The sequence below is a fragment of the Burkholderia theae genome (assembly GCF_048565265.1).
Taxonomy (GTDB): domain Bacteria; phylum Pseudomonadota; class Gammaproteobacteria; order Burkholderiales; family Burkholderiaceae; genus Burkholderia; species Burkholderia theae.
In genome coordinates this window covers 1,109,732-1,136,064 of the sequence record NZ_CP183462.1, presented here as the reverse complement: position 1 = coordinate 1,136,064, position 26,333 = coordinate 1,109,732, and the positions used below count along the sequence as shown (strand labels likewise).

Sequence of the window (26,333 nt, the reverse complement as noted above, 5' to 3'; positions counted from 1 at the left end):
CGCATGGGCATCCTGAAGGGCAAGGTCGCGCTGGTGACGGGCGCGGGGCAGGGCGTCGGCCAGGGTGTCGCGCACGCGCTCGCGGCCGAGGGCGCACACGTCGCGGTGGTCGGTCGCACGCGCGACAAGCTGCTTACGACCTGCGACGCGATCCGCGCACGCGGCGGCGTTGCGGCGCCGTTCGTGTGCGACGTGATGGACGCCGCGCAGATCGCGCATTGCGTCGACGCGGTGGTCGAGCGGTTCGACGGCGTGCAGATCCTGATCAACAACGCGCAGGTCGTGCCGCTCGGCCGCCTGCTCGACGTGACCGACGAGGATTTTCTGGCGGGACTCGAATCGGGGCCGATGGCGACGCTGCGGATGATGCGCGCGTGTCATCCGCATCTGAAGGGCGACGGCGTGATCGTCAATTTCGCATCGTCGGCCGCGGTGCGCTGGGATGCGTCAGGGTACGGCGCGTACGCGGCGACCAAGGAGGCGATTCGTGCGCTGACGCGTGCGGCCGCGTGCGAATGGGGTGCGGACGGCATTCGCGTCAACGCGGTCGCGCCGCATGCATTGTCGCCGGGCCTGAAAGGCTGGGTCGATGCGAATCCGCAGGAAGCCGCCGCGTTTTTCCGCACGATTCCGCTCGGCCGCGTGGGCGACTGCGAGCAGGACATCGGCCGCGCGATCGTGTTTCTCGCGAGCCGCGATGCCGCATACCTGACGGGCGCAACGCTGCCGCTCGACGGCGGGCAGGCTTACTGGGGCTGACGGCGGGGCTGACGGCGCGCGGCGTGTGCCGCGTGCCAATCACGAATTCGGCTCGCACGCGCATGCCTGCGCGCGGCGGCCGGCAAACCGGAATCGAAGAGAGGACGACATGGGTCGACTGGAAGGAAAAGTAGCGATCGTCACGGGCGGTGCGCGTGGCATGGGCGCGGCAACGTGCAGGCTGTTCGTCGAAGAAGGCGCGCGCGTCGTGATCGGCGACGTGCTCGACGCGGAAGGCGAAGCGCTCGCGCGCGAGCTCGGCGATGCGGCGCGTTTCATGCGCCTCGATGTGGCCGACGAAGCGCACTGGGTGCGCGTGGCCGAAGCGACGGTCGAACAGTTCGGCCGCATCGACGTGCTCGTCAACAATGCGGCCGTGCTGACGTTCGGCGGCATCACCGAGCTGTCGAAGCGCGATTTCGAACGCGCGGTGTCGATCAATCTCGTCGGCACGTTCGTCGGTATCCGCACGATCGCGCCGCGCATGATCGAGCGGAAGAGCGGGTCGATCGTCAACATCTCGTCGGTGGACGGCCTGCGCGGCGTGAACGCGCTTGCCGCGTACGTGTCGAGCAAGTGGGGCGTGCGCGGGCTGACGAAGGTCGCCGCGCTCGAACTCGGTCACCAGGGCGTGCGCGTGAATTCGATTCATCCGGGCGGCGTGAACACCGTGATGTCGAACCCGACGGGTGCGCCGCTCGAGGAGATCAACAAGCATTATGCGAACGTGCCGCTGCAGCGTGTCGGCCTGCCCGACGAGATCGCACGTGCAACGTTGTTCCTCGCGAGCGACGAAGCGTCGTATTGCAACGGCGCCGAACTGGCCGTCGACGGCGGGATGGCGGCAGGCGCGTATTACCCCGGATTGCCGGGCGCGCCGTTTTGAGCAGGGGCGTACATCAAGCATTCGACCCGGATGTTTGTGTACGCAACCTAATTCAGGGTTTGCCTGAGTAGCGAAAACACGAATTCGCCGGACGCGCATGCGCGATCGTCATGCATGCGTCCGGCGAGCCGAATTGACTGCTTCCCCGAAACCATTGCCGGATGGACGTTCCGGCCGTTTCGTCCCCGAAAGCGGACGCGTCGACGCCGTCGACATGACGTGCCGGCAACGCATGTGCCGGCACGTCGTCACAGTTGTTTCTTGTTGCAACGCAACGCCCGAGCAATATCGGCGATGGTATGCTGGCCGGCATGGAAGTTGTAAGGCAGGTTGCATGCATGGCGAAACTCGCGTTCGCATCTTCTAACGAGACATCACATCCTCTCGCCCGCATCGCGGCATCGACACGCGCACAGCTCGCGTGTACCGCGCTGCGCGTTGCTGCGTCCTGCGCTCCAATCGCATTCCCCATCTGGCGGGTTCACCCCGCATTCCCCATCCCCGCCCAATAATCTGGAGACATCCTCATGTCGCAAAACAATCTGGCCGAAGCGACAACACACGGCCCGCTGATCGCTCCTCCGGCTTTCGTCAAACATCGCAAGCTGATCGACTGGGTGTCGCGCATCGCGGCGCTCACGGAGCCCGCGCGCATCGTATGGTGCGACGGTTCGCAGGAAGAAAACGATGCGCTGTGCCAGGCGATGGTCGACCAGGGCACGCTCACGCGCCTGAACCCGGCGAAGCGCCCGAACTCGTATCTCGCGCAATCCGATCCGTCGGACGTTGCACGCGTCGAGGATCGCACGTTCATCTGCTCGGCATCACGCGATGACGTCGGCCCGACCAACAACTGGATCGAGCCCGCCGAAATGCGCGAGACGCTCAACGGTCTGTTCCGCGGCTCGATGCGCGGCCGCACGCTGTATGTCGTGCCGTTCTCGATGGGCCCGCTCGGCTCGCCGATCGCGCACGTCGGCGTCGAACTGTCCGACAGCCCGTACGTCGCGGTGAACATGCGGATCATGACGCGCATGGGCCGCGACGTGTACGACGTGCTCGGCGAGGACGGCGAATTCGTGCCGTGCGTGCACAGCGTCGGCCATCCGCTCGAAGCGGGCCAGCAAGACGTGCCGTGGCCGTGCAACCCGGTCAAGTACATCGTGCATTTCCCCGAAACGCGCGAGATCTGGAGCTTCGGCTCGGGTTACGGCGGCAACGCGCTGCTCGGCAAGAAGTGCTTCGCGCTGCGCATCGCATCGACGATGGGCCGCGACCAGGGCTGGCTCGCCGAGCACATGCTGATCCTCGGCGTGACGTCGCCGGCCGGCAAGAAATATCACGTCGCGGCTGCGTTCCCGTCCGCGTGCGGCAAGACCAACTTCGCGATGCTGATTCCGCCGCAGGGCTTCAACGGCTGGAAGGTCACGACGATCGGCGACGACATCGCGTGGCTGAAGCCGGGCCGGGACGGCCGCCTGTATGCGATCAACCCGGAAGCCGGCTTCTTCGGCGTGGCGCCGGGCACCGGCGTGAAGACGAACCCGAACGCGATCTCGACGCTGACGGAAAACGTGATCTTCACGAACGTCGCGCTGACGGAAGACGGTGACGTGTGGTGGGAAGGGCTGACCGACACGCCGCCCGCGAAGCTGACCGACTGGCAAGGCAACCCGTGGACGCCGGAGATCGGCAAGGAAACGGGCCGCAAGGCCGCGCATCCGAATTCGCGCTTTACCGCACCGGCCGCGCAGTGTCCGTCGATCGACGGCGACTGGGAGAACCCGGCCGGCGTGCCGATCGATGCGTTCATCTTCGGCGGCCGCCGCTCGACGACGGTGCCGCTCGTGACCGAGGCGCGCGACTGGGTCGAGGGCGTGTACATGGCCGCGACGATGGGCTCGGAGACGACCGCCGCGGCGGTCGGCCAGCAAGGCATCGTGCGCCGCGATCCGTTCGCGATGCTGCCGTTCTGTGGCTATAACGTCAGCGATTATTTCGCGCACTGGCTGAAGCTCGGCAAGCAGCTCGAAGGCGCGGGCGCCGCGTTGCCGAAGATCTACTGCGTGAACTGGTTCCGCAAGGATGCGAACGGCAAGTTCGTGTGGCCGGGCTTCGGCGAGAACATGCGCGTGCTGAAGTGGATGCTCGATCGTCTCGAAGGCACCGGCGGTGGCGGCGAGCATGCGTTCGGCGTATCGCCCGCGTATGAGGATCTGCACTGGGACGGGCTCGATTTCACGCGCGAGCAGTTCGATGCGGTGACGTCGATGAACGCCGACGAATGGCGCGAGGAGCTGAAGCTGCATGCGGCGCTGTTCGACACGCTGAAGCTGCGCTTGCCGGCCGAAATGACCGACACGATGAAGAAGATCGAACAGCGCCTCGGCGCCTGACGATCCGCAGCGACGCATCGCCGCGTCAACCCTGACGTCCCGCCGCCGGCATGCATCGCCGGCGGCGGGACGTTTTCGCATCCGCGCCGCGTGTGCGCGGTTCGCTTACTGCGCGCTGCAATGCGCGACGACCTCGTCGACCGCGCGCTGCACGTCGCCGCGCCGGTAGCGCAGCAGCGCGCTATCGGCCGGATCGGGCTCGTACGACACGACATTGCCGCGCCCGGTGTAGATCGCCATGTCGGGCAACAGCGGATGCTCCTGGTCGAGCGACGGCACGGGTTGCGGGTTGCCGGCCGCGCGGAAGAATGCGGCGAAGTAGTCGGCGAAGCTGAGGTTCTCGTCGCCGACGAGGTAGGCCTTGCCCGCTTCGCCACGCTGAAGCGCACCCCAGATCGCTTCCGACAGCGATTGCGTCGAGATGAAGTTGCTGCCGCCGGCCGGCCCGTACACAGGCAGCCCCGCGAACTGGCCCCGCGCATAACCCGTGTACGCGGCGAACATCTCGTTGCGCAGCCCCGGTACCGACCCGACGACGAACGGCGCATTGACGCTGCACACCGTGAATGACGGCGTCGCGAGTGCACGTACGCGTTCGTCGGCGAGATGGCGCGAGCGCACGTACGGCACGGTATCGACGAGCGCCGGTGCGACCTGCGGATAGAAGCTGCCGACGAGCACGGCGCGCTTCACGCCCGCGTCGCGCGCGAGCGCGAAGAAACGCGGCACCGCGTCGACGTTCGCGCGTTCCCAGTGCGCGGCTTCGTCGGTGCCGGGCGGCAGATGGCGGATGTCGTTGCCGGCCGCGAACACGATCGCGTCGAACGGCGCGAGATCGTCGCGCGTGAAGTTGCCGGCGACATAGTCGCGCAGCAGCACGTCGAACTGCGCGAGCGCGCTGCCGGCCGCGGGCGGCTTGCGCGCGGCGAGCGTGACGTGGTTGCCCTGCGCATGCAGGTGCAGCGCGGCGTGGCCGCCGATGAGGCCGGTGCCGCCGACGATCAGGATCTTCATGGTGTCTCCGGTGGCGGCGCAGGCGCGCCGCGAGAAATGAACGGATGAAGCCGCGCTGGTGCGCGGCTGTCGCTCAGAAATTGAAGCCGTTACCCGTGACGACGGGCATGTTGGTCCAGAATCCTTTCGGGTCGCGATACCAGCCGGCCGCCGCGAGCGCGCCGCCGTCGACGTGCAGCGTCGTGCCGGTGACCCACGCGGCGAGCGGGCTCGCGAGGTACAGCGCGGCACCCGCGATGTCGCCGGCCGCGCCGAAGCGCCCGAGCGGAATCCAGCGCGGGATGTGGTCATGGTGCTCGGCCGCGACCATCGCGCTGACGGGCACTTGCGGTGTCTCGGTGGTTTCTGGCGCGATCTGGTTGACGCGGATGCCGGTCGGCCCGAGTTCGAGCGCAAGGCTTTTCGTGAAGCCGGTGAGCGCGGCCTTGAACGATGCGTACACCGAACAGTTCGGAATCGCGCGGAAACCTTCGATCGACGATACGCCGACGATGCTGCTGCCCGCACCGCGCTTGCGCAGCAACGGCAGCATCGCGCGCGTGACAACGAACACCTGGCGCAGGTTCACGTCGAACAGCCGCGCGATGTCGTCGTCGGTGTAGTCGTCGAACGGTTTCGCGATCTGCAGGAAATCGCCGACGTTGTTGACGAGCACGTCGAGGCCGCCGAAGCGCGCGTCGACCGTCCGCGCGAACGCATCGACCTCGTCGCGGCGCGTGACGTCCACGGTGCCGACGAGCGCGTCGACGCCCGCCGCTTCGAGCGCCTGCCGCACGTCCTGCGCGCGGGCCGCGTCGATCTCGGCCACGGCGACACGCGCGCCCGCCGCGCCGAATGCTTCCGCACACGCACGGCCGATGCCCGCGCCGCCGCCCGTGACCAGCACGGTCTTGCCGGTGAATGAAATCATCGATGCACTCCTTCGAATGGAAAAGCGTTGCGCCGCGTCACAGCGACGACACCAGTTGCGCGTTGTCGATCCGCAGTTCCGCGCCGTTCACGAAGCGCGATTCGTCGGAGGCGAGGAACAGCACGAGATTCGCGACGTCCTGCGGGTCGCACATGCGCGCCATCGGGTCGCTGCCGATGCCGAGCGCGGCCGGGTCGAGGTCGGGCATCAGCGCCTGCGTCATCGGCGTCCAGATCCCGTCCGGGTGGATCGAGTTGCAGCGGATCCGGTAGCCGCTGCGCTTGCAGTGCACGGCGACGCTGCGCGCGAGCGCCGTCACCGCGCCTTTCGAGCCGGTGTACGCGCACATCATCGGCAGCCCGCCGAGCGCGGCGACCGACGACATCATCACGATCGAGCCCGGCGTGTCGTTGCCCTTCATCGCGCCGATCGCGTACTTGCAGCCGAGGAAATAACCGTCCGCATTGGTGCGCATCACACGCCGCCACGTGTCGAGGCTCGTCTCCTCGATCGAGCCGACCGGGCAGATCGCCGCGTTGTTGACGAGCACGTCGAGGCGGCCGAAGCGGTCGAGCGTTGCTGCGAGCGCATGCCGCCAGCCGTCTTCGTCGGCGATGTCGTGGCGCACGAACAGCGCCGCGTCGCCGATCTCGCGCGCGAGCGCACGGCCTGCGTCCTCGTCGATGTCGGTCAGCACGACGCGCGCGCCTTCGGCGGCGAGCAGCAGCGCATCCGCGCGGCCGACGCCGCTTGCCGCGCCGGTGATCAGCGCGACCTTGTTTGCGACTCGATTCATGGTCGGTCGATGTCCTGTGAAGTTGAAAGAAGGCGGGCGCTCATGCGGCGCCCGGTGCACGGCCGGCCTTGACCGCATCGAGCGCGGCCGCGCCGTAGATCTGCGCGATCGTGTCGTCGACGCGCGGGTTCGTGCGCAGCTCGTGACCGCCGTCGACCGCGAAGCTCTGGCCGGTCACCCAGCCCGACTCGGGGCCCGCGAGATAGCGCACTGCGTGCGCGATCGCTTCGGGTTCGCCGAGCGTGCCGAGCGGGATCTGTTCGAGAAAGCTGTCGACCAGTGCGCGGTTGTCGAACATCGGCGCGGTCGCTTCGGAGCGTGTGAGGCCCGGGCGCACCGCGTTCACGCGGATCTTCGCGCCGGCCAGTTCCTCGGCCGCGCCGCGCACGAGCGCTTCGAGCGCGGCCTTCGCGGTGCAGTACGCGGTCAGCCAGCGGAAATTGATCTGCGCGGCGGTCGACGAGATGCAGACGATCGCGCCGCCGCCGCTCGCGGCCAGCCGCGGCGCCGCATGGCGGATCGCGGCGAACGCGCTGTGCAGGTTCAGGTCGATCTCCGCGCGGAACGTGTCGGCGTCGTGCATCAGCAGCGGCCGGAACCCGGCGCCGCCGACCGTCGGCACGACGATGTCGAGGCGGCCGTCGAGCGCCCACGCACAGTCGAGCGCGGCCTGCAGGTCGGCTTCGTCGCACGCATCACCGGCGTGGATTGCGACGCGGCTGCCGGGCACCGCGTCGGTCAGGTGCCGTTGCGTGCGTTCGAGCGCGTCGCGGCGGCGGCCCATCAGCACGACGGCCGCGCCGTCGGCGACGAGCGCCTGCGCGCAGGCCGCGCCGATGCCGCCGGCGCCGCCCGTCACGAGCGCGGTGCGGCCGTCGAGGGGAAGGGAGGTGCGCATCGTTCAGCCCTCCAGCGGCAGGTCTTGCGCCCAGTCGACGTGCAGCGTGCGCGCGGCGAAGCGCCACGTGCCGCCGTCGAACACGCAGTGGTCGCGATAGCGCAGCCCCCAGTCGAGCTTGCGCTTCACGCCGTCGCGTACATACACGTGGCACGCGATGCCGTAGGTCTCGACGTCGGCTTCGCCGCCGTCGAGCGTGACGAGCTGGTTGTGCACGTGATGCTGGGTGGCCTCGTAGCGCTCGATCACGCGCATGCCGGCGACGATCGCATCGCGGTCGTCGAAGCGGAAGCCGGGGCCGGCAAGGGTTGCATCGGCGGTGAAGAGGCGGGTGAGTCGCGGCCAGTCGCGCCGGTCGACGGCTTGCGCGTAGCGGCACGCAAGTTCGTACAGCGCGTGGCGGGGATTCGAATCGGTCATGCGTTGCTCCCGTGGAAGAACGGAAAGAGTCGGCCGCGCCGCGCCGCGAATGCGGACGCGGCGGCATTGCGACGTCGACGCGCAGGTTCGCATCGGACCGGTCGCGATCCATCATCCATACGGAGCAGGGCGAGGCTCGGGGAAAACACCGGGGCCGGCGGCCGCGCGTTGCGCGATGGTGCGGCGCAGCGGCCGACGTACGGCATGGGTCTGACGATTGACTTGGCCTGTCGCGAAAGGCGTACGACGTGAAGTGTTCCCTCCACGCATGCAAATCCGTTGCCCGCGATGTTGCGACGCCGCATGCCGTATGACCTCCGCTCAGCGTTTGCCCCTAGTCGAAATGGACGATGGCTGGCGGCGGGGCGCTGGCTACCGTGCAGTCATCCGGTGCTGCAACAGAGGCGCACCGGACACGAACCGCACGAGCGGCCAACCGGAGGGGACGACGATCATGAGACTGACGACTCGCAAGCTGTGCGTATTGGCAATGGGCACGTTCGCTGCCATGGCGATGGCGCGATACGGAGCCGATCAGGTCCCGTCGCCGCCGTATGCGGCCGGCATCCTGCAATGCCGCTCGGTCGACCCGAATGGCCTGCCGACCGGTTGCGTGCCGATCGATCCGGTGCACTTCGGTTTCGCCGCGCTGCGCGGCATGTAACGCCGGCGCGGCCGCGCGCCGCTCGGGCCGGCAGCCGTCGCGTTGCGGCGGCACACGGACGGTTTTCGCCGGCGTCACGGCACAAGCGCCACGCGTCCGCGCGGCCGATCTGCCGGGCCGGCTCAACACTGTTCGACTTCAACCGCGCATCAGACGGCGCACGGCTTGCGTTCGCACCGCCGCGCGCTCGCAGCGGCAACGACGCGGCGACGCCAGCATCAGGCCGCGTGTCCGCAGGCCCGCACCACGCCCGCCGATTTCCTTCACGCTGACCCATTCCCCATGTCATCCGACCATTCCCTGACCCGCCCCCTGAACATCCGCGACGTGCATCGCTGGGACGCCGAACACGACGTCGTGATCGTCGGCTTCGGCGCGGCCGGCGCATGCGCGGCGATCGAAGCCGCGAGCGCCGGCGCCGACACGCTGATCGTCGAGCGCGCATCGAGCTACGGCGGCACGAGCGCGCTGTCGGGCGGCGAGATCTACCTCGGCGGCAGCGGCGGCACGCCTGCCCAGCGGCAGGCCGGCTTCGCCGACGACACCGAGGACCTGTACCGCTACCTGATGCTCGCGGGCGGCCGCGACGCCGACGAAGCGAAGGTGCGCCTCTACGCGAACGAAAGTCTTGCGCATCACGACTGGCTGGTCGCGCAGGGCCTCACGTACAAGAACACGTTCATCGCCGAGCGGATCGTCGAACCGGAAACCGACGACTGCCTGATCTGGTCGGGCAGCGAGGAGGCCTGGCCGTTCAACGAGGCCGCGAAACCGTGTCCGCGCGGCCACACGCCGCAGTGGCCGGGCTGGGGCGGCGGGCAGATGCTGATGCGCGTGCTGGCGGAACGCGTGGCGGCGCTCGGCGTCGCGACGCGCTACGACACGCGTGCGCTCGCGCTGATCGTCGACGACGGCGGCGCGGTGCGCGGCGTCGTGCTGCGCGCGTATGGCGAGACGGCGTTCGTGCGTGCGCGCCGCGCGGTGATCCTGTGCGCGGGCGGCTTTGCGATGAACCGCGACATGGTGCGCCGCCATGCGCCGCAGTTCCTGCGTTCGGATGAACCGATCGGCAGCCCCGGCGACGACGGTTCGGGCATCCTGCTCGGCCAGAGTGCGGGGGGTGCGGCGATCCACATGGACCAGGGTTTCGTGAGCCTGCCGTTCTATGCGCCCGAATCGCTGATCAAGGGCATTTTCGTGAACGCGCGCGGGCAGCGCTTCATCAACGAGGACGGCTACCACGGCCGCACGGGCCATCACGCGTTCCACCAGGCCGACGACCGCATCTACCTGCTCGTCGACCACGCGACGTACCAGGAGCCGCCCGCGATCGCGCGGATCGGCATCGCGGCGGCCGGCGAAACCTGGGAGGAAGTCGAACGCGACCTGCAGATGCCGGCCGGTACGCTGACGGCGACCGTCGACGTCTACAACCGTCATGCGGCCGAAGGCGCCGATCCGCTGTTTCACAAGGCGAAGAAGTGGCTGCAGCCGCTGATCGAACCGCCGTTCGTCGCGCTCGACTGCCGGATCGACTACGCGTTTTATCCGCATTTCACGCTCGGCGGGCTCGACACGCTGCCGACCGGGCAGGTGCTCGATGCAACGCGCGCGCCGGTGCCGGGCCTCTATGCGGCCGGGCGCACGACGTGCGGGCTGCCGCGCTGGGGCGCCGGGTACAGCTCGGGGCTGTCGCTGGCCGACGCGACGTTCTTCGGCCGGCAGGCCGGCCGTCACGCCGCGCAGGCGGTGCGCGACGCATTGCGCAGCGCCGCGTAGCGGTGCCGTAAACGAAAGACGCCCCGGGCAATCCATCGCATTGCCCGGGGCGTCGCCGTTTCAAGCGGTCACGCGATCACCGATCACGCAACCACCCGGCCGTCAGCCGAGGTCGAGCGCGTTCGTGAGATCGCCTGGCGGCGTCTCGCCGCGCGCGGCGAACGCCTTGTTGCGCGCGGCCACGCCGTCGAGCGGCGCGAGCCCGTGCACGCGGCTGATGAAGCGCAGGATCGAGTTCGTGTCGTACAGCGTGTGATCGACGAAGCCCTTTTTCGCGAACGGCGAGATCACGAGCGCCGGAATCCGCGAACCGGGGCCCCAGCGGTCGCCGACCGGCGGCGCGACGTGATCCCACCAGCCGCCGTTCTCGTCGTGCGTCATCACGATCACGGTGTTCGCCCATTGCGGCCCGCGCCGGATATGGTCGATCACGGTCGCGATGTGGCGGTCGCCCGATTCGATGTCCGCGTAGCCCGCATGCATGTTGAGGTTGCCCTGCGGTTTGTAGAACGTGACGGCCGGCAGGCGGCCCGCGTCGATGTCGGCGATGAAGCGGTTCGTCGACGGATCGTCGCCGAGCCCCGCGTCGCGCAGGTGCTGGCGACGGGCTTCAGTGCCCGGCGCATAGTTCACGAAGTAGTTGAACGGCTGGTGGTGGTACTGGAAATCGGGCACGGTGCCCGTGTCGCGATGCTCGAGCGCGTATTGCCACGCGCCGCTGTACCACGCCCAGTCGATGTTCTTCTCCGACAGGCGATCGCCGATCGTCGCATAACCCTGCGGCGGCATCACGCGATGGTCGGCAGGGTCCGCATACGCGGCGTTGCCCGGGTCGGGCGGTGGCACGTAGCTCGGCTGGTACGGCGGTGCCATCGTGTTCACGCCGTAGCCGTCGGGCGTCAGCGGGCCGTCGACCGCGAACTTCGGCGGGCCGTCGAGCGCGGACGCGGGCGAATCGTCGGCGAGCTTCAGGCGCGTGCCGGCAGGATCGTCGCCTTCTACCTTCGACAGCAGCTTGCCCGCGTGCGGATGCTTGTGCGCGTCCGGATACATCGGCGGCTGCGCGGAGATCAGGAACATGTGGTTCATCCACGAACCGCCGAAGGCCGCCATGAAGAAGTTGTCGCACAGCGTGTATTGCCGCGCGAGATTCCACAGCCGCAGCGTGTCGGCTGAATTGCGGTAATGGCCCATCACGAGGCCGCCCGAATCGGCCCACGCGGCGAATTGGTTGTTGCGGCCGGCCGCGATCTGCATCTGGTTCTGGTAGAAGCGGTGCCACAGGTCGCGCGTGATCACGCCGTTCGGCAGCGGCTGGCCCTGCGCATCGGCGACCCGGAACGGCGCGTTCGGCAGCTTGTCGATATCGCGCTCGGCGATCGCGTAGCGCTTGCCGTCCACTTCCTGCGCCTGCGGCACGAGCCCGCCCCAGATCTTCGGCAGCACGGGCAGCGGCGTCTTGCCGTCGCGATCGAGCTGCTGCGCCTGCTCGGGCCGCACTTCGCTCAGCGGATGGCGCACACCCGGGAAATCGCCGTACAGGTTCGCGAAACTGCGGTTTTCCGCATAGATCACGACGATGTGGCGCACGCGCTCGCGCAACGCTTCGTCGACGCGCAGGTCGGCGGCGGAACGCGGTGCGCCGCCCGGCGTGGTTTCACAGCCGCTGAGCGCGACACCCGCACCGAGCGCGGCGAGGCCGCCGAGCATGCGGCGGCGGTCGGGATCGGCGGGAAGGTCGTCGGGGCGATCGGGGGTGTCGTTCACGTCGTGTGCTCCTCGAATGGGCGGGTTGGCGGTGTGGTTCGATGCGCGGCGGCGTCGCACAGGCTGCCGCGACGCGGGACGGAAAGCAACGGCCCGCGTTGCGTGCAAGCGGGCGCGATGCAACTGTCATAAAAATGTCACGAACGCGACTATAACGCGGCTGGGGCTGCCGATGAAAGGCGTTTGTCGGACGATTCGGTTCGCACGGCGGGCGATGCGCGACGCGCGTGCGCGAACTAGACTGGATTCAGGGGCGGCACGTCGCGGCGCGCCGCCCGGGCGAGGATCGCCCGGCGGCGCCGGCCGACGGCGTCGCCGCGGCGTCATCGATGCGACGAAACGAGGCGATCAAGCGAGGCGACGATGGTGCGGATGAATGGCGCTTTCGCATGGCGGCCGATGCCGCGCGCCGACTGCGCGTGCGTGCCTGCGTGAGCGTGTGCCGCGCAGCGTGGATGGCTGGCCCGATGCCATGGACAGGAAATTCGACTACCCGGGATTGCTGATCGCGGCGGGCTTCTTCGTGCTGTTCGCCGCGCAGTTGCTGATGCTGCACCAGACGTCGGCGTCGATCGCCTACAGCGATTTCCACCGGCTCGTTGCCTCGCGGCTCGTCGACGATCTCGAGGTCGGCCCCACGCAAATCACCGGCACGCTGAAGATGCCGCAGGCCGCGACGCTGCTGCCGGCGTCCGAGGCCGCGGTCGTGCAGCAGGCCGGTACGCCGTGGCGCTTCACGACCAACCGCGTGACCGACGAGCATCTCACCGACACGCTGACCGCCGCCGGCATTCGCTATCACGGCACGCCCGACACGGGCTGGATCGCGTCGTTGGCTTCGTGGCTGCTGCCGCTCGTGCTGTTCGTGTTCATATGGAACATGATGCTGCGCAGACGCGGCGGGCTTCAGGATTTCACCGGGATGGGCAAGAGCCGGGCGCGCGTGTACGTGCAGCAGGAAACCGGCATTACGTTCGACGATATCGCGGGCATCGACGAGGCGAAGGCCGAGCTGCAGCAGTTGGTCGCATTCCTGCGCAACCCCGATCGCTACCAGCGGCTCGGCGGCAAGATTCCGAAGGGCGTGCTCGTCGTCGGCGCGCCGGGCACCGGCAAGACGCTGCTCGCGCGCGCGGTGGCCGGCGAGGCGGCCGTGCCGTTCTTCTCGATCAGCGGCTCGGCGTTCGTCGAGATGTTCGTCGGCGTGGGCGCGGCGCGGGTGCGCGACCTGTTCGAGCAGGCGCAGCAGAAAGCGCCGTGCATCGTGTTCGTCGACGAGCTCGATGCGCTCGGCAAGGTGCGCGGCGTCGGCCCGATGTCGGGCAACGACGAGCGCGAGCAGACGCTCAACCAGTTGCTCGTCGAGATGGACGGCTTCCAGGCCGGCTCCGGCGTGATCATCATGGCTGCGACGAACCGGCCGGAGATCCTCGATCCCGCGTTGCTGCGGCCGGGCCGCTTCGATCGTCATATCGCGATCGACCGGCCCGACGTGAACGGCCGCCGGCAGATCCTCGGCGTGCACGTGAAGCGCGTGAAGCTCGCGCCCGACGTGGACCTCGGCGAACTCGCGTCGCGCACGCCGGGCTTCGTCGGTGCCGATCTCGCGAACGTCGTCAACGAGGCCGCGCTGCATGCGGCCGAACTCGGCAAGCCGGCGATCGGCATGGCCGACTTCGACGAGGCGATCGACCGCGCGCTGACGGGCCTCGAGCGCAAGAGCCGCGTGATGAATGCACAGGAGAAGCTGACCATCGCGTATCACGAGGCCGGCCATGCGCTCGTCGCGGAAAGTCGCGCGCATTGCGATCCTGTGAAGAAAGTGTCGATCATTCCGCGCGGCGTCGCCGCGCTCGGTTATACGCAGCAGGTGCCGACCGAGGATCGCTACGTGCTGCGCAGGAGCGAGCTGCTCGACCGGATCGATGCGCTGCTCGGCGGGCGGGTCGCGGAAGAACTCGTGTTCGGCGACGTGTCGACGGGCGCGCAGAACGATCTCGAACGCGCGACCGCGATGGCGCGTCACATGGTCATGCAGTACGGGATGAGCGAGAAGATCGGGCTGGCGACGTTCGACGACGGCGATGCGCACCAGGGCATCCCCGGCGCATGGCGTGCGGCCGACGGACGCTGCAGCGAGCATACCGCGCGGATGATCGACGACGAGGTGCGCACGCTGCTGGCCGATGCGCATACGCGTGTCGCGGCGACGCTCGGCGAACGCCGCGATGCGCTTGAACGCATCGCGCGACGGCTGTTGCAATGCGAGGTGCTCGAACGCGACGCGCTGCAGGCGCTGATCGACGGGCGCATCGAAACGTCGTCTGCCGCGGCAGCGGCACCCGATGACGAAACCAGCCCGCGCGGCGACGCGATCGCGCCGGAGCAGGCTTCCGCGGTCGAGCGTGATTTCGTCGCGTACGGGCCGCCGCGCGAGCCCGAGCGCTGAACGCGCTACCGACCTGAGACCGGCGCGCGCCGATACGGCGCCGCGCCGCGATTCAATTCCCTCTTTTCCGCCACGGAGTCGCCATGAGCGAGCCGCACGTATCGGTCAAGGTCGCGCAGCAAGCGCGCTTTTGCTTCGAAGTCACGTTTGCCGGCACGACGCTGTCGCCGGTGTTGATCGACGAGCCGCCGCCGCTCGGCGCCGGAAACGGGCCGAACCCCGTCCGGTTGCTTGCCGCGGCCGTCGCGAGCTGTCTCGCGGCAAGCCTGTTGTTCGCGCTGGAAAAGCATCATGTCGATCCGCAGCCGGTCGCCGCGCACATCGACGTCGACATGGTGCGGAACGAAACGGGCAGGGTGCGCGTGGGCGCGATGTCCGTGCGGCTGTCGATCGGGAAAACGTGGTCGGATCTCGCGGCGGCGACGCGTGTGCTCGACCGCTTCGATGCGTATTGCGTCGTCACCGAGAGCATGCGCGCGGGCATCCCGATCGCGGTCGACCTGTGCGACGCGAACGGCACGGTGATGGAATACGCGGCGACGGACGGGTGAGTGCGGTCAGTGCTCGGTGGCCGCGGCGACTTCGGCCGCTTCGGCGAGCGCTTCGAGAAAGCGCGTGCGCCACCAGTGCACGTCGGTCTTGCGCACGATCGCCATCAGTGCCGAATGACGCTGGCGGCGTTCTTCGAGCGGCATCGCGAGTGCGCGCTGGATGGCCTGCGCGGTACCTTGCGTGTCGTACGGATTGACGAGCAGCGCCGACTTCAATTGCTCGGCCGCGCCCGCGAAACGCGACAGCACGAGCACGCCCGGGTCGGCCGCGTCCTGCGCGGCGAGGAACTCCTTCGCGACGAGGTTCATCCCGTCGCGCAGCGGCGTGACGAGCGCGACGCGGCTCGCGCGGTAGAGACCCGGCAAGCGCTTGCGTGCAACGGTGCGGTGAATGTAGCGCATCGGCATCCATTCGAGTTCGCCGTAGTCGCCATTGATCGCGCCGCACAGGCTGTCCATCTCGCGCCGCAGGTCGTCGTAGGCACCGAGATCCTCGCGGCTCGGCGCGGCGATCTGGATCAGCGTCGCGCGATTGCGGTTCTCCGGATACTGTTCGAGCAGCTGGCGGAACGCATGCACGCGCTGCGGCAGCCCCTTCGTGTAGTCGAGCCGGTCGACGCCGACGAGCAACTGGCGGCGCGAATATTCGTCGCGCATCCGATCGAACATGTCGATGCCGTCGCGATCGCGGGCGAGCGACTCGAACTCGTCGACGTTGATGCCGATCGGGAATGCACCGGCCGACAGCGTGCGGCCGAACGCGCGCAGGCGGCCGTCCGGCAGCCGCGCGGCACCCGCTTCCGCTTCGACGTAATGCTCGAAGTGCAGCAGGTCCGATTCGGTCTGGAAGCCGACGAGGTCGTACGCGAACAGCGAACGCATCAGCCATTCGTGTTCCGGGATCGCGGCCATGATCGGCGGCGGCGGCATCGGGATGTGCAGGAAGAAGCCGATCGGATTCGGGCAGCCCATCGCGCGCAGTTCGGCGGCGAGCGGAATCAGCTGGTAGTCGTGGACCCAGATGGTGTCGTCGGGCCGCAGCAGCGTGCGCAGCTTGCGCGCGAACAGCTGGTTCACGCGCCGGTAGCCGTCGGCGAAGCGGCGGTCGAACTGCGCGAGATCGAGCCGGTAGTGAAACACCGGCCACAGCACGTTGTTCGAATAACCGAGGTAGTACGCGTCGTAATCCTGCGGGTCGAGGTCGATCGTCGCGAGCTGGATGCCGCCGACGTTCTGGATCTGCACCTCGTCGCCATGCGTGGGCTGATCGTCGCCGCCGCGTAGCCTGCCGCTCCAGCCGAACCATACGCCGCCGGTTTCCTGCAGGCTGTCCTTCACGGCAACGGCGAGGCCGCCGGCCGCGGCTTTACGGGGATCTGCAATGCGATTGGATACGACGACGAGTCGGCTCACCAGCTCTCCTGACGATTGTTGGGGGAAAGGATCGTGCGGCCGGCGGCGCGAAGCGGACGCCGCCATCGCCGCGCTGTGCGCGATGCGATGAGGCCGCAATGCAATCGGACGGGAGTCAGGGCACGCGATTCGCCGTCCGAACGGGGAGTGCTCTTTTTAGGATACTCGTCATTCGGCAGTTTTAAAAGGCTGCATCCGAGAGCGGCGCGGGTGCGCATGCGGCGTGATGGGCATGACGTCGGCGTGACGTCGGTGTGGCAGCACGCGATGCGTGGGCGAGGTCGACACTTGTGCGGCGCTGCAAACGTGGCGTGCGCCCTGCATAGCGGAGGAAGGCGAATGCCGTGCGGTGATTGATCTCGGTGTGCGTGCGGACATGCATGCGGACACGCGCACGCGCACGATGCCGCGACGATCGACGGCGATGGTTTTCGATGCGGCTACGCCGATGCGCGACCTACATGCATGCGTGCCGTGAACGCGCGACGCGGATCGGCGACGCACGACGTCGTGCATGGGTGCAAAGCGCGCCGGCCCCCCGACGCTGCGCAGCCGCACCGCGTGCCGCGTGCGGCCGCGCATCGCGCGGTGCGCGCAAGCGAGACGCAGGCGGACCACCGGCGCAGCGTGCGCATCATCGTCTCCTCGCTGCGGCCGTCATGCGGCAGCCGGTTGCCAGTGATGCGTGTCGGCTGCCTGTGCATGCATGCCCGGCGACGCGACATGCGCGCCGGACGGCATCCGGAATGCGGAGACCGTTTCGGACAGCTCGCGGCCCTGCGCCTCGAGCGACTTCGATGCGGCCGCGGCCTGTTCGACGAGCGCCGCGTTCTGCTGCGTTGTCTCGTCCATCTGCGTGATCGTCAGGTTCACCTGGTCGATGCCGCGGCTCTGCTCGGCCGACGCGGCCGCGATCTCGCCCATGATGTCCGTCACGCGCGCAACCGCCTGCGTGACGTCGGACATCGTCTTGCCGGCTTCGCCCGCGAGCGCCGAGCCGTTCTGGATCGTCTGCACCGACGCGGAGATCAGCTCCTTGATCTCCTTCGCCGCCGTCGACGAGCGCTGCGCGAGACTGCGCACCTCGCTCGCGACGACCGCGAAGCCGCGGCCCTGTTCGCCGGCACGCGCGGCTTCGACCGCCGCGTTCAGCGCGAGGATGTTGGTCTGGAATGCGATGCCTTCGATGATGCCGGTGATGTCGGCGATCTTCGACGAGCTGTGGCCGATCTCCGTCATCGTGTCGACCACGCGGCCGACCACCGAGCTGCCGCGTTGCGCGACATCGGACGCATTCGCGGCGAGCGTGCTCGCCTGTTGCGCGTTTTCCGCGTTCAGCCGCACCGTCGACGTGAATTCCTCCATCGTCGCGGCGGTTTCCTGCAGCGATGCGGCTTGTTCCTCGGTGCGCTGGCTCAGGTCGAGATTGCCCGATGCGATTTCGCCCACCGCATGCGCGATGCTGTTCGACGAATCGCGCACGCGGCCGACGATGCCGATCAGCCGTTCGTTCATGGTCCGCAGCGCGTCGAGCAGGTCGCGCGTCTCGTCGTTGCCGCTCACCTGGATGCGGCTGCCGAGATCGCCGTTCGCCACCGTGCGCGCGACGTCCACCGCCGAGCCGATCGGCGCGGTGATCTTGCGCGTGAGCCACAGGCCGCCGCACGCGGCGATCACGACGGCGATCAGGCAGATGCCGGCCAGCAGGTTGCGCTCCATCGCATAGCGATCCGCGAATTCCTGCGCGATCGCGAGTTCGCGGTCATGCGTATAGGTCGCGTATGCGTCGGTCGCGCGCACCAGCTGTGCGAGCAGCGGGCGGCAATTGTCGTCGATGTCGGCCGTCGCCTCGTCCTTCTTGCCGGCCTGCGCGAGCCCGACGATGCGCAGCGCGACGGGCCCGTAGCTCGTTTCGATGCGCACGATGTCGGCCACCAGCTCGCGCGCGCGATCGGAGGTGTCGGTCGCGCTCGCCATCATGTCCTTGAGCTTCGCGAGATGTTCCTGCACGTCCTTGTGCGCCTGGTTCACTTCGGCCAGTTCGAGCTCGATGTCGGACGGTTTGGTCACGAGCACGAGATTGCGCGCGGCGATCGCGCGCCGGTCGACCGCGGTGCGGATTTGCGCGGACAGGGTCGCCCGCGCATTGATGCCGTTCATGTAGCGGGAAAACTCGGCGTTGGTATCGGATAGCGCCTTGAGGGCCATGCCCGACACGACCACGACGACCGCGGCGAGCAGGCCGAAGCCGCCCAGGAGTTTTGTTTTGATGCTCATTCTGGCGATTTTCACGTTGTGCCTCTGCGCGTGTGGTTGGCAAATGGAATTTATTCTTCGACCAGATACGGGCTCGTGCCGGCATTAACGGGTATCCCGGATGATTCTTTACCCTTCGAAAACCCTGATATTAGTTTTTTTAGCGATGAGAGCCTTGTGGGGCGGGGCGGGGTTGATTCTTGTCAAAAAACGGCGGATCACCCGTGATTCAAACGTTTATACGCAGAATTTGAAACCGGTTTTATTGGTAAAACAAAAATCATCTTTTTGTTAATAATCGTCTGATGATTTTGTTTCAATTTATGGGTGAATAACGGAATTTCCTTGCGGATGAATCGGGAGGCGGGAACCGGTACGCGTCATTGGCGTGCGCTGCACCATGCGGGGGTAATGGCGGATAAACGGAAATCGGCGGCGAATCTTTGTCGTGCCACGGGCCTGCGGCGCCAGCCGCAGGCCCTGAGAGGGTCAGAACGTGGTGCGCAATCCGGCCATCGCGCTGCGGCCGCCTTGCGGCGCGAAGCCGCGCACGACCGAGGTCGAGTAGCGGATTTCCTGGTTCGTCAGGTTGTCGCCGCGCAGGTACGCGAGCCAGTGCGTCGGGCCGACGCGGAACTTGTAGGTCAGCATCACGCCGAGCGACGTGTAGCCGTCCGTCGAGAAGTCGTTGTCCGGCACGCGGTGCTGCGACCATGCATGCGTGACCTGCGCGCGTGCACCGAACGGACCGTAGCCGTAGTCGGCCGCGAGCGTCGCGCGCAGCGGTGCGATGCGCGGCAACGGCTGGCCCGTGTCGACGTTGCGCGCGTGCGTGTAGTCGGCCGTCAGTTCCAGGTCGACCGTATGGCCGCGCCGCGAGAACGCGCGCCACTTGCCGTCCAGCTCGATACCGTAAAACTCGGCGCGCACGCCGCGATAGATCGCCTCGTTGAGCGAGCCGTCGGTGCCGGGTGCGACGGGCTCGCCGTCGTCGTTGACGACGCGCCCCGTGTTGTACTCGGTCAGGTAGTTCGAGAAGCGGTTGTAGAACACGCCGACGCTGCCGCGGTTCGGGCCGCTCGCATAGCGCAGCGACAGGTCGGTCGACACGGCCTTTTCCTTCGATGCGTTCGGGTTGCCGATCAGGAACTGGCCGGTCGCATCGTGCGGGCCGTTCGAATACAGCTCATAGAAAGTCGGCGCGCGTTCGGTGTACGCGACGTTCGCCGCCACCGACCACACGGGCGTCAGCGAGAACAGCGCGCCGGCCGACAGGCTGCCCGCATTGAAGTCGCGCGGCTGCGCGCCCGCGAATTTCTCGACACCGGCCGGATCGGGATCGACCTTCACATGCTCGAAGCGGCCACCGAGGCTCAGCTTCAGCGCCGGGACGACCTGCCATTCCTCGAGGCCGAACAGCGCGACGCTGTTCGTGCGCGTGGACGGCACGAGCATCTCGTCGCCGAGCGCGGAGAACGTGTTCTGGCCGAACTGCACGCCGATCGCGCCTTCGAACGGGCCGATCTTGCGGTGCTGCGCCTCGATGCGCGCCTCGTAGCCGCGGTTGCGGAAGGTGGTTGCGGTCTGGCCGTTGTCGACTTCCTTGTGGCGGTAGTCGGTGTACGCGAAATCGAATTTCAGCTTCGTGAACGGCCCGTTCAGGTTGCGCACCTCGGACGCAAGCGCGAGGCGTTCCTGGCGCATCCGCAGCCGCACGTCGCTCTCCGCGACGGAGCCGTAGTTCGACTCGTAGCCGCTGTACGACAGGCCCGCGAAACCGTCCGCCCACGTGTACGACGCGCCCACCGCGCCGCCGTGTACGCGGCCGTCGCTGTTCGGCACGCTGCCGACCGGCTGCGGCGTGTCGGGGCCGTCGATCGCGCGCTGCTGGCTGCTGCGCGCGTAGCCGGGAATCCGCAGCTTGCTCGTTTCGCGGTCGAACGCGTCGACGTGGAACGCGAAGCGGCCGTTGCCGCCTTCGACTTGCGCGGCGCCCGCACGTACCGAATTCGCGCCGCCGTAGCGCGCGTCGACTGCGCCGGTCACGCCCTGGATCGCTTCGCGCGGAATGCGGTTGTCGATCGTGTTGACGACGCCGCCCACCGCGTTGCCGCCGTACAGCAGCGCGGCCGGGCCACGCACGATCTCGACGCGCTCGATCGACAGCGGATCCTGCGGCACCGCATGGTCGTACGACAGCGACGACGCGTCGTAGGCCGCGACGCCGTTCTGCAGCAGCCGGATCCGGTCACCGTCCATCCCGCGGATGATCGGGCGGCCGACCATCGGCCCGTAGGTGGTGGTCGACACGCCGGGCAGCCCGTTGAGCGTTTCGCCGAGCGAATCGGCCTGGCGGCGCGTCAGCGCATCGCCGGAAAGCTGGGCGGTCGGCGCGATCAGTTCGGTGTCGCCGAGCGGGTTCGCGGTCACGAAGATCGGCGCGAGCGGAGCGGCGGACGGCGTGCCCGATGCGGCGGGCGCATCGGCCTGCGCGTGCGCGGCGGCGGCGAACAGCATCAGCGAAAGGGGCGAGAGCGGGCGAAGCGGTAGACGAGGGAGGTCGCGCATGGTCGGTGAATCGGTTGGAATCGGATCGGATAACGAGCGATGCGGGTCACGACTAGATACGATATATTGTTGCGTCTGTGACGCGGAGTGACCCGTTGGGACATGGCTCGGCGAGGCTCGGCCACCCACAGTGGAACGGCGTTAGGCGGACGAGCACACGAAATGATATGTTATATCATTTCAAATTCCAAGACGAATGGCAGCGGTACGTACGGTTTCCGTCGGACCGTCGAAAGGTCGGCTGAAGTGGCAGGCGCGCTGGCCGGCGATGGTCCGTGCGTACGCCGGCGCGGCGTGGAACGAAGCGGCGCGCCCGATCGTGCCGTGCCGCCGTGCGCTGCGATGATGCAGCCGCGATCGCCGGACAGCGCGCATCGCGTTGATACGCATCAACGTCCTCCGGTTCCGAAACCGGATACTGGGTCGCTCAATGACCAGACAGGAGCGACGCATGACGCAAACCATGAAAGCGGCCGTGGTGCACGCATTCGGCGAACCATTGCGCATCGAGGAAGTGCCCGTGCCGGTGCCGGGCCCCGGCCAGATCCTCGTCAACATCAAGGCATCGGGCGTCTGCCATACCGACCTGCACGCGGCCGACGGCGACTGGCCCGTCAAACCGTCGTTGCCGTTCATTCCGGGGCATGAAGGCGTGGGCATCGTCGCGGCCGTTGGCGCGGGCGTCACGCACGTGCGCGAGGGTGACCGCGTCGGCGTGCCGTGGCTCTACACGGCCTGCGGACATTGCGAGTACTGCCACACGGGCTGGGAAACGCTGTGCCACGGTCAGCAGAACACGGGCTATTCGGTGAACGGCAGCTACGCGGAATACGTGCTGGCCGATCCCGACTACGTCGGCCATCTGCCTGCGCAGGTCGAGTTCGACGAAATCGCGCCGATCCTGTGCGCGGGCGTGACCGTCTACAAGGGGATTCGCGTGACCGATACGCGCCCCGGGCAGTGGATCGCGATCTCCGGCATCGGCGGGCTCGGGCACGTGGCGGTGCAGTACGCGCGTGCGATGGGCCTGCACGTCGCGGCGATCGACATTTCGCCCGACAAGCTCGCGCTCGCGCGGCAGCTCGGCGCGCAACTGACGATCGACGCATCGGTCGACGATCCGGCGAAGGTGATCCAGAAGGAAATCGGCGGCGCGCACGGCGTACTCGTCACGGCGGTGTCGCGCAGTGCGTTCGCACAGGCGCTCGGGATGGTGCGGCGCGGCGGCACGGTTGCGCTCAACGGCCTGCCGCCCGGTGATTTCCCGTTGCCGATTTTCTCGACGGTGCTGAACGGCATTACCGTGCGCGGCTCGATCGTCGGTACGCGGCGCGACCTGCAGGAATCGCTCGACTTCGCGGCCGACGGCCTGGTGCGTGCGCATATCCATCGCGACCGGCTCGGCAACATCAACGACGTGTTCGCGAAGCTGCGCGAAGGCAAGGTCGACGGGCGCATCGTGCTGACCGACATGCAGTGATGCATGCGGCCGCCGCGTGGCGGATCGCGTCGCGACGGCGGCCGTGCCGCAGGGTTCGCGTTACTGCGCGAAGAACACGTCCGTGCGGTTCGTCAGGTTGCCCGCGTTGGTCTGGACGAAGAACGGATGGAACGACGACGACGGGCCGACGTCGAGGCCCTGATAGTCGCCGATGAAGAAGCCTTCCGCGTTTGGCGCGAGCTTCATGTCGAACGGTCCGGCGACGCGCCGCTCGGCGACGAACGTGGTGCCGCCGTCGAGCGAGATCTTGCGCCAGAAGCCCGTCGGCAGCGTCGTCGTGTTCCCGGCCAGCAGGTCGCGGAAGTCGTAGTGGGTGACCATCACGGCGCCTGCGTTGTCGACACGCACCGACGGATTGAAGGCAGGCCGGCCGGTCGGCGTGTTGACCTGCAGCGGCGCGCTCCAGGACGTACCGCCGTCCTTGGATGTCGATAGCGCGATCTCGTCGTATTTGCCGCCGTTGAAGCGGCTGTCCTGCCACACGACGTAAAGCTGGCCCGACGCGGGATCGATCGTGGGCTCGGGAATGATGTCGCCGGTGCGCACGGGTTCGCCGGTGTTCGGGTCCGTCACGCCGACCGTCTGCAATCCCGCAATCACCTGCGGCTGCGTCCACGTCGCGCCGTCGTCGGTCGACTTGATGAACGCGACCTTGCCGGCGGCCTTGCTGAACGGCGGCTGGATCAGATTGAAGAAATCGTAGAGCGTGCCGCTCTTCGGATCGACGACGATCTGGTTGCCGATCGTCTGCTGGCGCGACCGCACGTGGACGATGACCTTCGCCTTGCTCCACGTCTTGCCGCCATCGGTGGTCTTCGAGAACAGCGTCGGCCCACGGAACGCCTGCGTGTGCAGGTTCGCATACGGGTTGCCGTTCGGCAGTTCGAGGCGGTCCCAGACCGCGTATGCGGTGCCGGCCTTCACCGGGTTCGCCGTCACCGATTCCTTGTCGTTGAAGAACTGCGTCGTCGGTTCGTTGTTCGCGACCAGCAACGCGGGACTGCTCCACGTCTGCCCGCCATCGGTCGATACCGAGCCGGCGACTGCGTTGCTGTTGTTCGACTGGTTGAACGTGATCGCGACCGAGTACGCAGTGCCGTCCGGCCCGATCGATACCCACGGGTCCGACGCGCGTTCGTACGACAGCCCGCCCGGCGCGCATGCACTGAACGGTTGCGTCGTCCGTGCCCAGGTGGCGCCGCCGTCGAACGTGTAGCCCGCGACATGGCCGTGCGCACCGCCGTTCGACCAGCGGTCCTGCTGCCACACGCCGATCATGTTTTGCGGGTTGGCCGGATTGACCGCGAGCCACGGTTCGACCTCCGCATTCACGTAGACGGTGCCGGGCCCGCCGATGGTGCAGGCGGCGTATGGACTGGGGCCGGACACGAGCACGGGATCGGCATGCGCGGCGGCACAGGCCAGTGCCATCGCGGCGGGCAGGCAGGTGAATAGCGGGTGGGACACGATAGTGCGTCGCATGGACTGCTCCTCGTTGACGTGCGGCCGCGATGGTGCGGTGGAACGAGGCCGTGCGAACCGATCCGCGGCGGCACGGGCCGCCCGGGTCGGGGTGTCGCGGCGACGCGCACGATGCATGCCGCCGGGACGTGTCGTTCAGGATGCCGCTTCAGCCATCGCGATCCGCGTGCGCTGGATACCGCCAGCACTTCGGTCAAGACTCCTATTCGTTTTTATTGCTTGTGACGGATGTGTCGTTGATGCCGCCCTGCGGGGAGGCCGGTTCGGGCAGGCGAAGAATGCGTAGAAGTGGATTGCAATGTAGTTGATCCGGATGCGGCGAGGCAGGCAATTTTTTGTAACAGCACGTAGCCGGAAAGCGTTGCCGAACGAGAGCAAACGCGCGGGCAAAATTTGCCGTGGCGAGCACGCGAAATCGAAACGGAAAGATGAATTGCTATCGTTTCCGCTCGACGTGCGCTGCTCAGCGTTCCGCCGGAAACCGCTCCTGCAACGCGTGCAGCCAGCGCGCGACGACATCGAGTTCCGCGTCGGAAAACCCGTCGCCCAGCTTGCCGTTCAGTTCGCGCAGCAGCACGCGCGCACGCTTGAGCGCCGCATGGCCGTCGTCGGTCAGGTACAGGCGCGTCGCGCGGCCGTCGTCCGAATCGGCGTGGCGCGCGAGCAGGCCGGCTTTCGCCATTCGGTCGGCGAGCCCGGTCATCGCGGACGGCGCGAGCTGCAGCGTGGCGCCGACTTCGCCGATCAGCGCGCCGTCCTGCTTCGCGAGACAGAACAGCACGCCGGCCTGCGCGGCACTCGCGCGCGTATCGGTCTCGGCCTTGCGGTCGATCCAGCGCTGCACGCGCCGCTGGCCGATGTTCAACAGGAAAAACAGTCGTCGGTCTTCGCTCAAGCTGGGTTCCCGGCTGCAATGGAGAGGGAGGGGCGGCCCGCGCCGCGTGGCGTGTCGAGCGCCTGCGCGAGCCAGTCGGCCACGTCGGGCCACAGCACGGCGCCGGGCCGGCTGCGGAAGAAGCCCATGTGCCCGACCGGGCCGCTGCCCGCCGCGCGTGGATCGATCTGACGACGTTCGACTGCCGCGCGGGTCAGATAGCTTACCAGCAGGTCGATCGCGGTCGGGTTCGCCCACGGATCGTCGTCGAAGCCGAGCGCGAGGATCGGCAACTGCTGTTTCGCGAAGCGCTCGGCCGCGCCGAGCGTCGGATCGTCGAAGAAATAGCGCGGCAGCGCGGTCCAGCGGCTCCATTCGCGGAACACGCCGGCCGGCAAATCCTCGCCGAGCCCGAGCCGCTTGCCGGGCACGTAGCCGAGCAGCGCGGACATCAGCGGGCCGAGCACGCGCAGGATCAGCCGCACTTTCAGGCGCTCGGTCGCTTGCTTGATCAGGCGCGTGCTGCCCGCATGCGCGGCGACGAGCACGGCCGCGCGCAGGTGCGTCGTGCCGGCGGACAGCCCGATCGCATGCCCGCCGACGCTGTGGCCGACCGCCAGCAGCGGCAGCCCGGCGTGCGTCTGCCGTGCCCATGCGGTTGCGGCGCCTACGTCGAGTTCGATCCAGTCGCGCATGCTCGCCTGCAGCGCGTTCAGTCGCGCGGGCCGCGACGTGTCGATACCACGGTAGTTGTAGGTCAGCGCAGCGAAGCCGCGCTCGGTCAGAAAGCGTGCGAATCCGGCATACAGCCGCTCCGGCACGGCCGTCGCCGGATGGATCAGCACCAGCGCGCGCGGTTCGGCATCCGGTGTCCACAGCGTGCCGCGCAGCAGATAACCGTCGACGGCGGAAAACTCGATGGGTTGGGAGGTCATGGCCGTCCTCGTTCC

The 26,333-nt window shown here is 67.9% G+C and carries 21 protein-coding genes; 8 read left to right on the top strand and 13 right to left on the bottom strand.

Annotated elements, in window-relative coordinates; genetic code table 11:
* The first annotated feature begins 3 nt into the window (after positions 1–3).
* The 3 genes from ACN22W_RS22530 to ACN22W_RS22520 all read left to right on the top strand — a co-directional run bounded on the left by ACN22W_RS22530 (position 4) and on the right by ACN22W_RS22520 (position 4,041).
* On the top strand, positions 4–759 hold the full coding sequence (locus ACN22W_RS22530) for an SDR family NAD(P)-dependent oxidoreductase (RefSeq protein WP_419689467.1): 756 nt from the start codon (positions 4–6) through the stop codon (positions 757–759).
* A gap of 109 nt (positions 760–868) precedes the next feature.
* Positions 869–1,645, top strand: coding sequence for a glucose 1-dehydrogenase (locus ACN22W_RS22525; RefSeq protein WP_412024491.1), 777 nt, complete (start codon positions 869–871; stop codon positions 1,643–1,645).
* Positions 1,646–2,172: 527 nt separating this feature from the next.
* The gene (locus ACN22W_RS22520) at positions 2,173–4,041 is read left to right on the top strand and encodes a phosphoenolpyruvate carboxykinase (GTP) (protein ID WP_419689466.1); all 1,869 of its coding nucleotides are present in this window, start codon (positions 2,173–2,175) and stop codon (positions 4,039–4,041) included.
* A gap of 105 nt (positions 4,042–4,146) precedes the next feature.
* Here ACN22W_RS22520 and ACN22W_RS22515 read toward each other — a convergent pair whose 3' ends face one another.
* The 5 genes from ACN22W_RS22515 to ACN22W_RS22495 form a co-directional block, all read right to left on the bottom strand.
* A complete protein-coding gene (locus ACN22W_RS22515) occupies positions 4,147–5,055 on the bottom strand; it encodes an NAD-dependent epimerase/dehydratase family protein (protein ID WP_193100461.1) in 909 nt (302 codons plus the stop codon).
* A 73-nt stretch (positions 5,056–5,128) separates the two neighbouring features.
* Positions 5,129–5,965 (bottom strand): SDR family NAD(P)-dependent oxidoreductase, encoded by an 837-nt coding sequence (locus ACN22W_RS22510; protein WP_419689465.1) that lies wholly within the window; start codon positions 5,963–5,965, stop codon positions 5,129–5,131.
* Positions 5,966–6,002: 37 nt separating this feature from the next.
* On the bottom strand, positions 6,003–6,761 hold the full coding sequence (locus ACN22W_RS22505) for an SDR family oxidoreductase (RefSeq protein ID WP_129514957.1): 759 nt from the start codon (positions 6,759–6,761) through the stop codon (positions 6,003–6,005).
* 40 nt (positions 6,762–6,801) lie between these two features.
* Positions 6,802–7,659, bottom strand: coding sequence for an SDR family NAD(P)-dependent oxidoreductase (locus tag ACN22W_RS22500; protein WP_419689464.1), 858 nt, complete (start codon positions 7,657–7,659; stop codon positions 6,802–6,804).
* A gap of 3 nt (positions 7,660–7,662) precedes the next feature.
* Positions 7,663–8,079, bottom strand: a complete 417-nt coding sequence (locus ACN22W_RS22495; RefSeq protein ID WP_419689463.1) for a nuclear transport factor 2 family protein — start codon at positions 8,077–8,079, stop codon at positions 7,663–7,665.
* A 454-nt stretch (positions 8,080–8,533) separates the two neighbouring features.
* On the opposite strand from ACN22W_RS22495, the gene ACN22W_RS22490 reads away from it, so the two are divergent.
* Positions 8,534–8,743, top strand: a complete 210-nt coding sequence (locus ACN22W_RS22490) for a hypothetical protein (RefSeq protein WP_343494530.1) — start codon at positions 8,534–8,536, stop codon at positions 8,741–8,743.
* A 282-nt stretch (positions 8,744–9,025) separates the two neighbouring features.
* Positions 9,026–10,522, top strand: a complete 1,497-nt coding sequence (locus tag ACN22W_RS22485) for an FAD-dependent oxidoreductase (RefSeq protein ID WP_419689462.1) — start codon at positions 9,026–9,028, stop codon at positions 10,520–10,522.
* A 102-nt stretch (positions 10,523–10,624) separates the two neighbouring features.
* Here the strand turns inward: ACN22W_RS22485 and ACN22W_RS22480 are convergent, their stop codons facing one another.
* Positions 10,625–12,289, bottom strand: a complete 1,665-nt coding sequence (locus ACN22W_RS22480; RefSeq protein ID WP_419689461.1) for an acid phosphatase — start codon at positions 12,287–12,289, stop codon at positions 10,625–10,627.
* A 472-nt stretch (positions 12,290–12,761) separates the two neighbouring features.
* Here ACN22W_RS22480 and ftsH point away from each other — a divergent pair, with 472 nt between their 5' ends.
* Positions 12,762–14,738: an ATP-dependent zinc metalloprotease FtsH gene (gene ftsH / locus ACN22W_RS22475; RefSeq protein ID WP_419689460.1), complete on the top strand. Its 1,977-nt coding sequence runs from the start codon at positions 12,762–12,764 to the stop codon at positions 14,736–14,738.
* 83 nt (positions 14,739–14,821) lie between these two features.
* Complete coding sequence (locus ACN22W_RS22470; protein ID WP_129514951.1) at positions 14,822–15,289, top strand: OsmC family protein; 468 nt, start codon at positions 14,822–14,824, stop codon at positions 15,287–15,289.
* Positions 15,290–15,295: 6 nt separating this feature from the next.
* On the opposite strand, the gene otsA is transcribed toward ACN22W_RS22470, so the two are convergent.
* The 4 genes from otsA to ACN22W_RS22450 all read right to left on the bottom strand — a co-directional run bounded on the left by otsA (position 15,296) and on the right by ACN22W_RS22450 (position 21,916).
* A complete protein-coding gene (gene otsA, locus ACN22W_RS22465) occupies positions 15,296–16,702 on the bottom strand; it encodes an alpha,alpha-trehalose-phosphate synthase (UDP-forming) (RefSeq protein WP_419689459.1) in 1,407 nt (468 codons plus the stop codon).
* Positions 16,703–17,359: 657 nt separating this feature from the next.
* A complete protein-coding gene (locus ACN22W_RS22460) occupies positions 17,360–18,979 on the bottom strand; it encodes a methyl-accepting chemotaxis protein (protein ID WP_419689458.1) in 1,620 nt (539 codons plus the stop codon).
* A 468-nt stretch (positions 18,980–19,447) separates the two neighbouring features.
* Entirely contained in the window at positions 19,448–21,526 is a 2,079-nt protein-coding gene (locus ACN22W_RS22455; RefSeq protein WP_419689457.1) for a TonB-dependent receptor, read from the bottom strand.
* Between the two features lie 180 nt (positions 21,527–21,706).
* Positions 21,707–21,916 carry a hypothetical protein gene (locus ACN22W_RS22450; RefSeq protein WP_419689456.1) on the bottom strand — a complete coding sequence of 70 codons (210 nt, stop codon included), beginning with the start codon at positions 21,914–21,916 and terminating at the stop codon, positions 21,707–21,709.
* A gap of 61 nt (positions 21,917–21,977) precedes the next feature.
* Between ACN22W_RS22450 and adhP the strand changes: the two genes are divergently transcribed.
* A complete protein-coding gene (adhP, locus tag ACN22W_RS22445) occupies positions 21,978–23,006 on the top strand; it encodes an alcohol dehydrogenase AdhP (protein WP_343494537.1) in 1,029 nt (342 codons plus the stop codon).
* Positions 23,007–23,066: 60 nt separating this feature from the next.
* Here the strand turns inward: adhP and ACN22W_RS22440 are convergent, their stop codons facing one another.
* The 3 genes from ACN22W_RS22440 to ACN22W_RS22430 all read right to left on the bottom strand — a co-directional run bounded on the left by ACN22W_RS22440 (position 23,067) and on the right by ACN22W_RS22430 (position 26,318).
* The gene (locus tag ACN22W_RS22440; protein ID WP_419689455.1) at positions 23,067–24,509 is read right to left on the bottom strand and encodes a sialidase family protein; all 1,443 of its coding nucleotides are present in this window, start codon (positions 24,507–24,509) and stop codon (positions 23,067–23,069) included.
* 463 nt (positions 24,510–24,972) lie between these two features.
* Complete coding sequence (locus ACN22W_RS22435) at positions 24,973–25,404, bottom strand: MarR family winged helix-turn-helix transcriptional regulator (RefSeq protein WP_343494539.1); 432 nt, start codon at positions 25,402–25,404, stop codon at positions 24,973–24,975.
* Complete coding sequence (locus tag ACN22W_RS22430) at positions 25,401–26,318, bottom strand: serine aminopeptidase domain-containing protein (protein ID WP_419689454.1); 918 nt, start codon at positions 26,316–26,318, stop codon at positions 25,401–25,403. The genes ACN22W_RS22435 and ACN22W_RS22430 overlap by 4 nt, the downstream gene beginning before the upstream one ends.
* Positions 26,319–26,333: the final 15 nt, after the last annotated feature.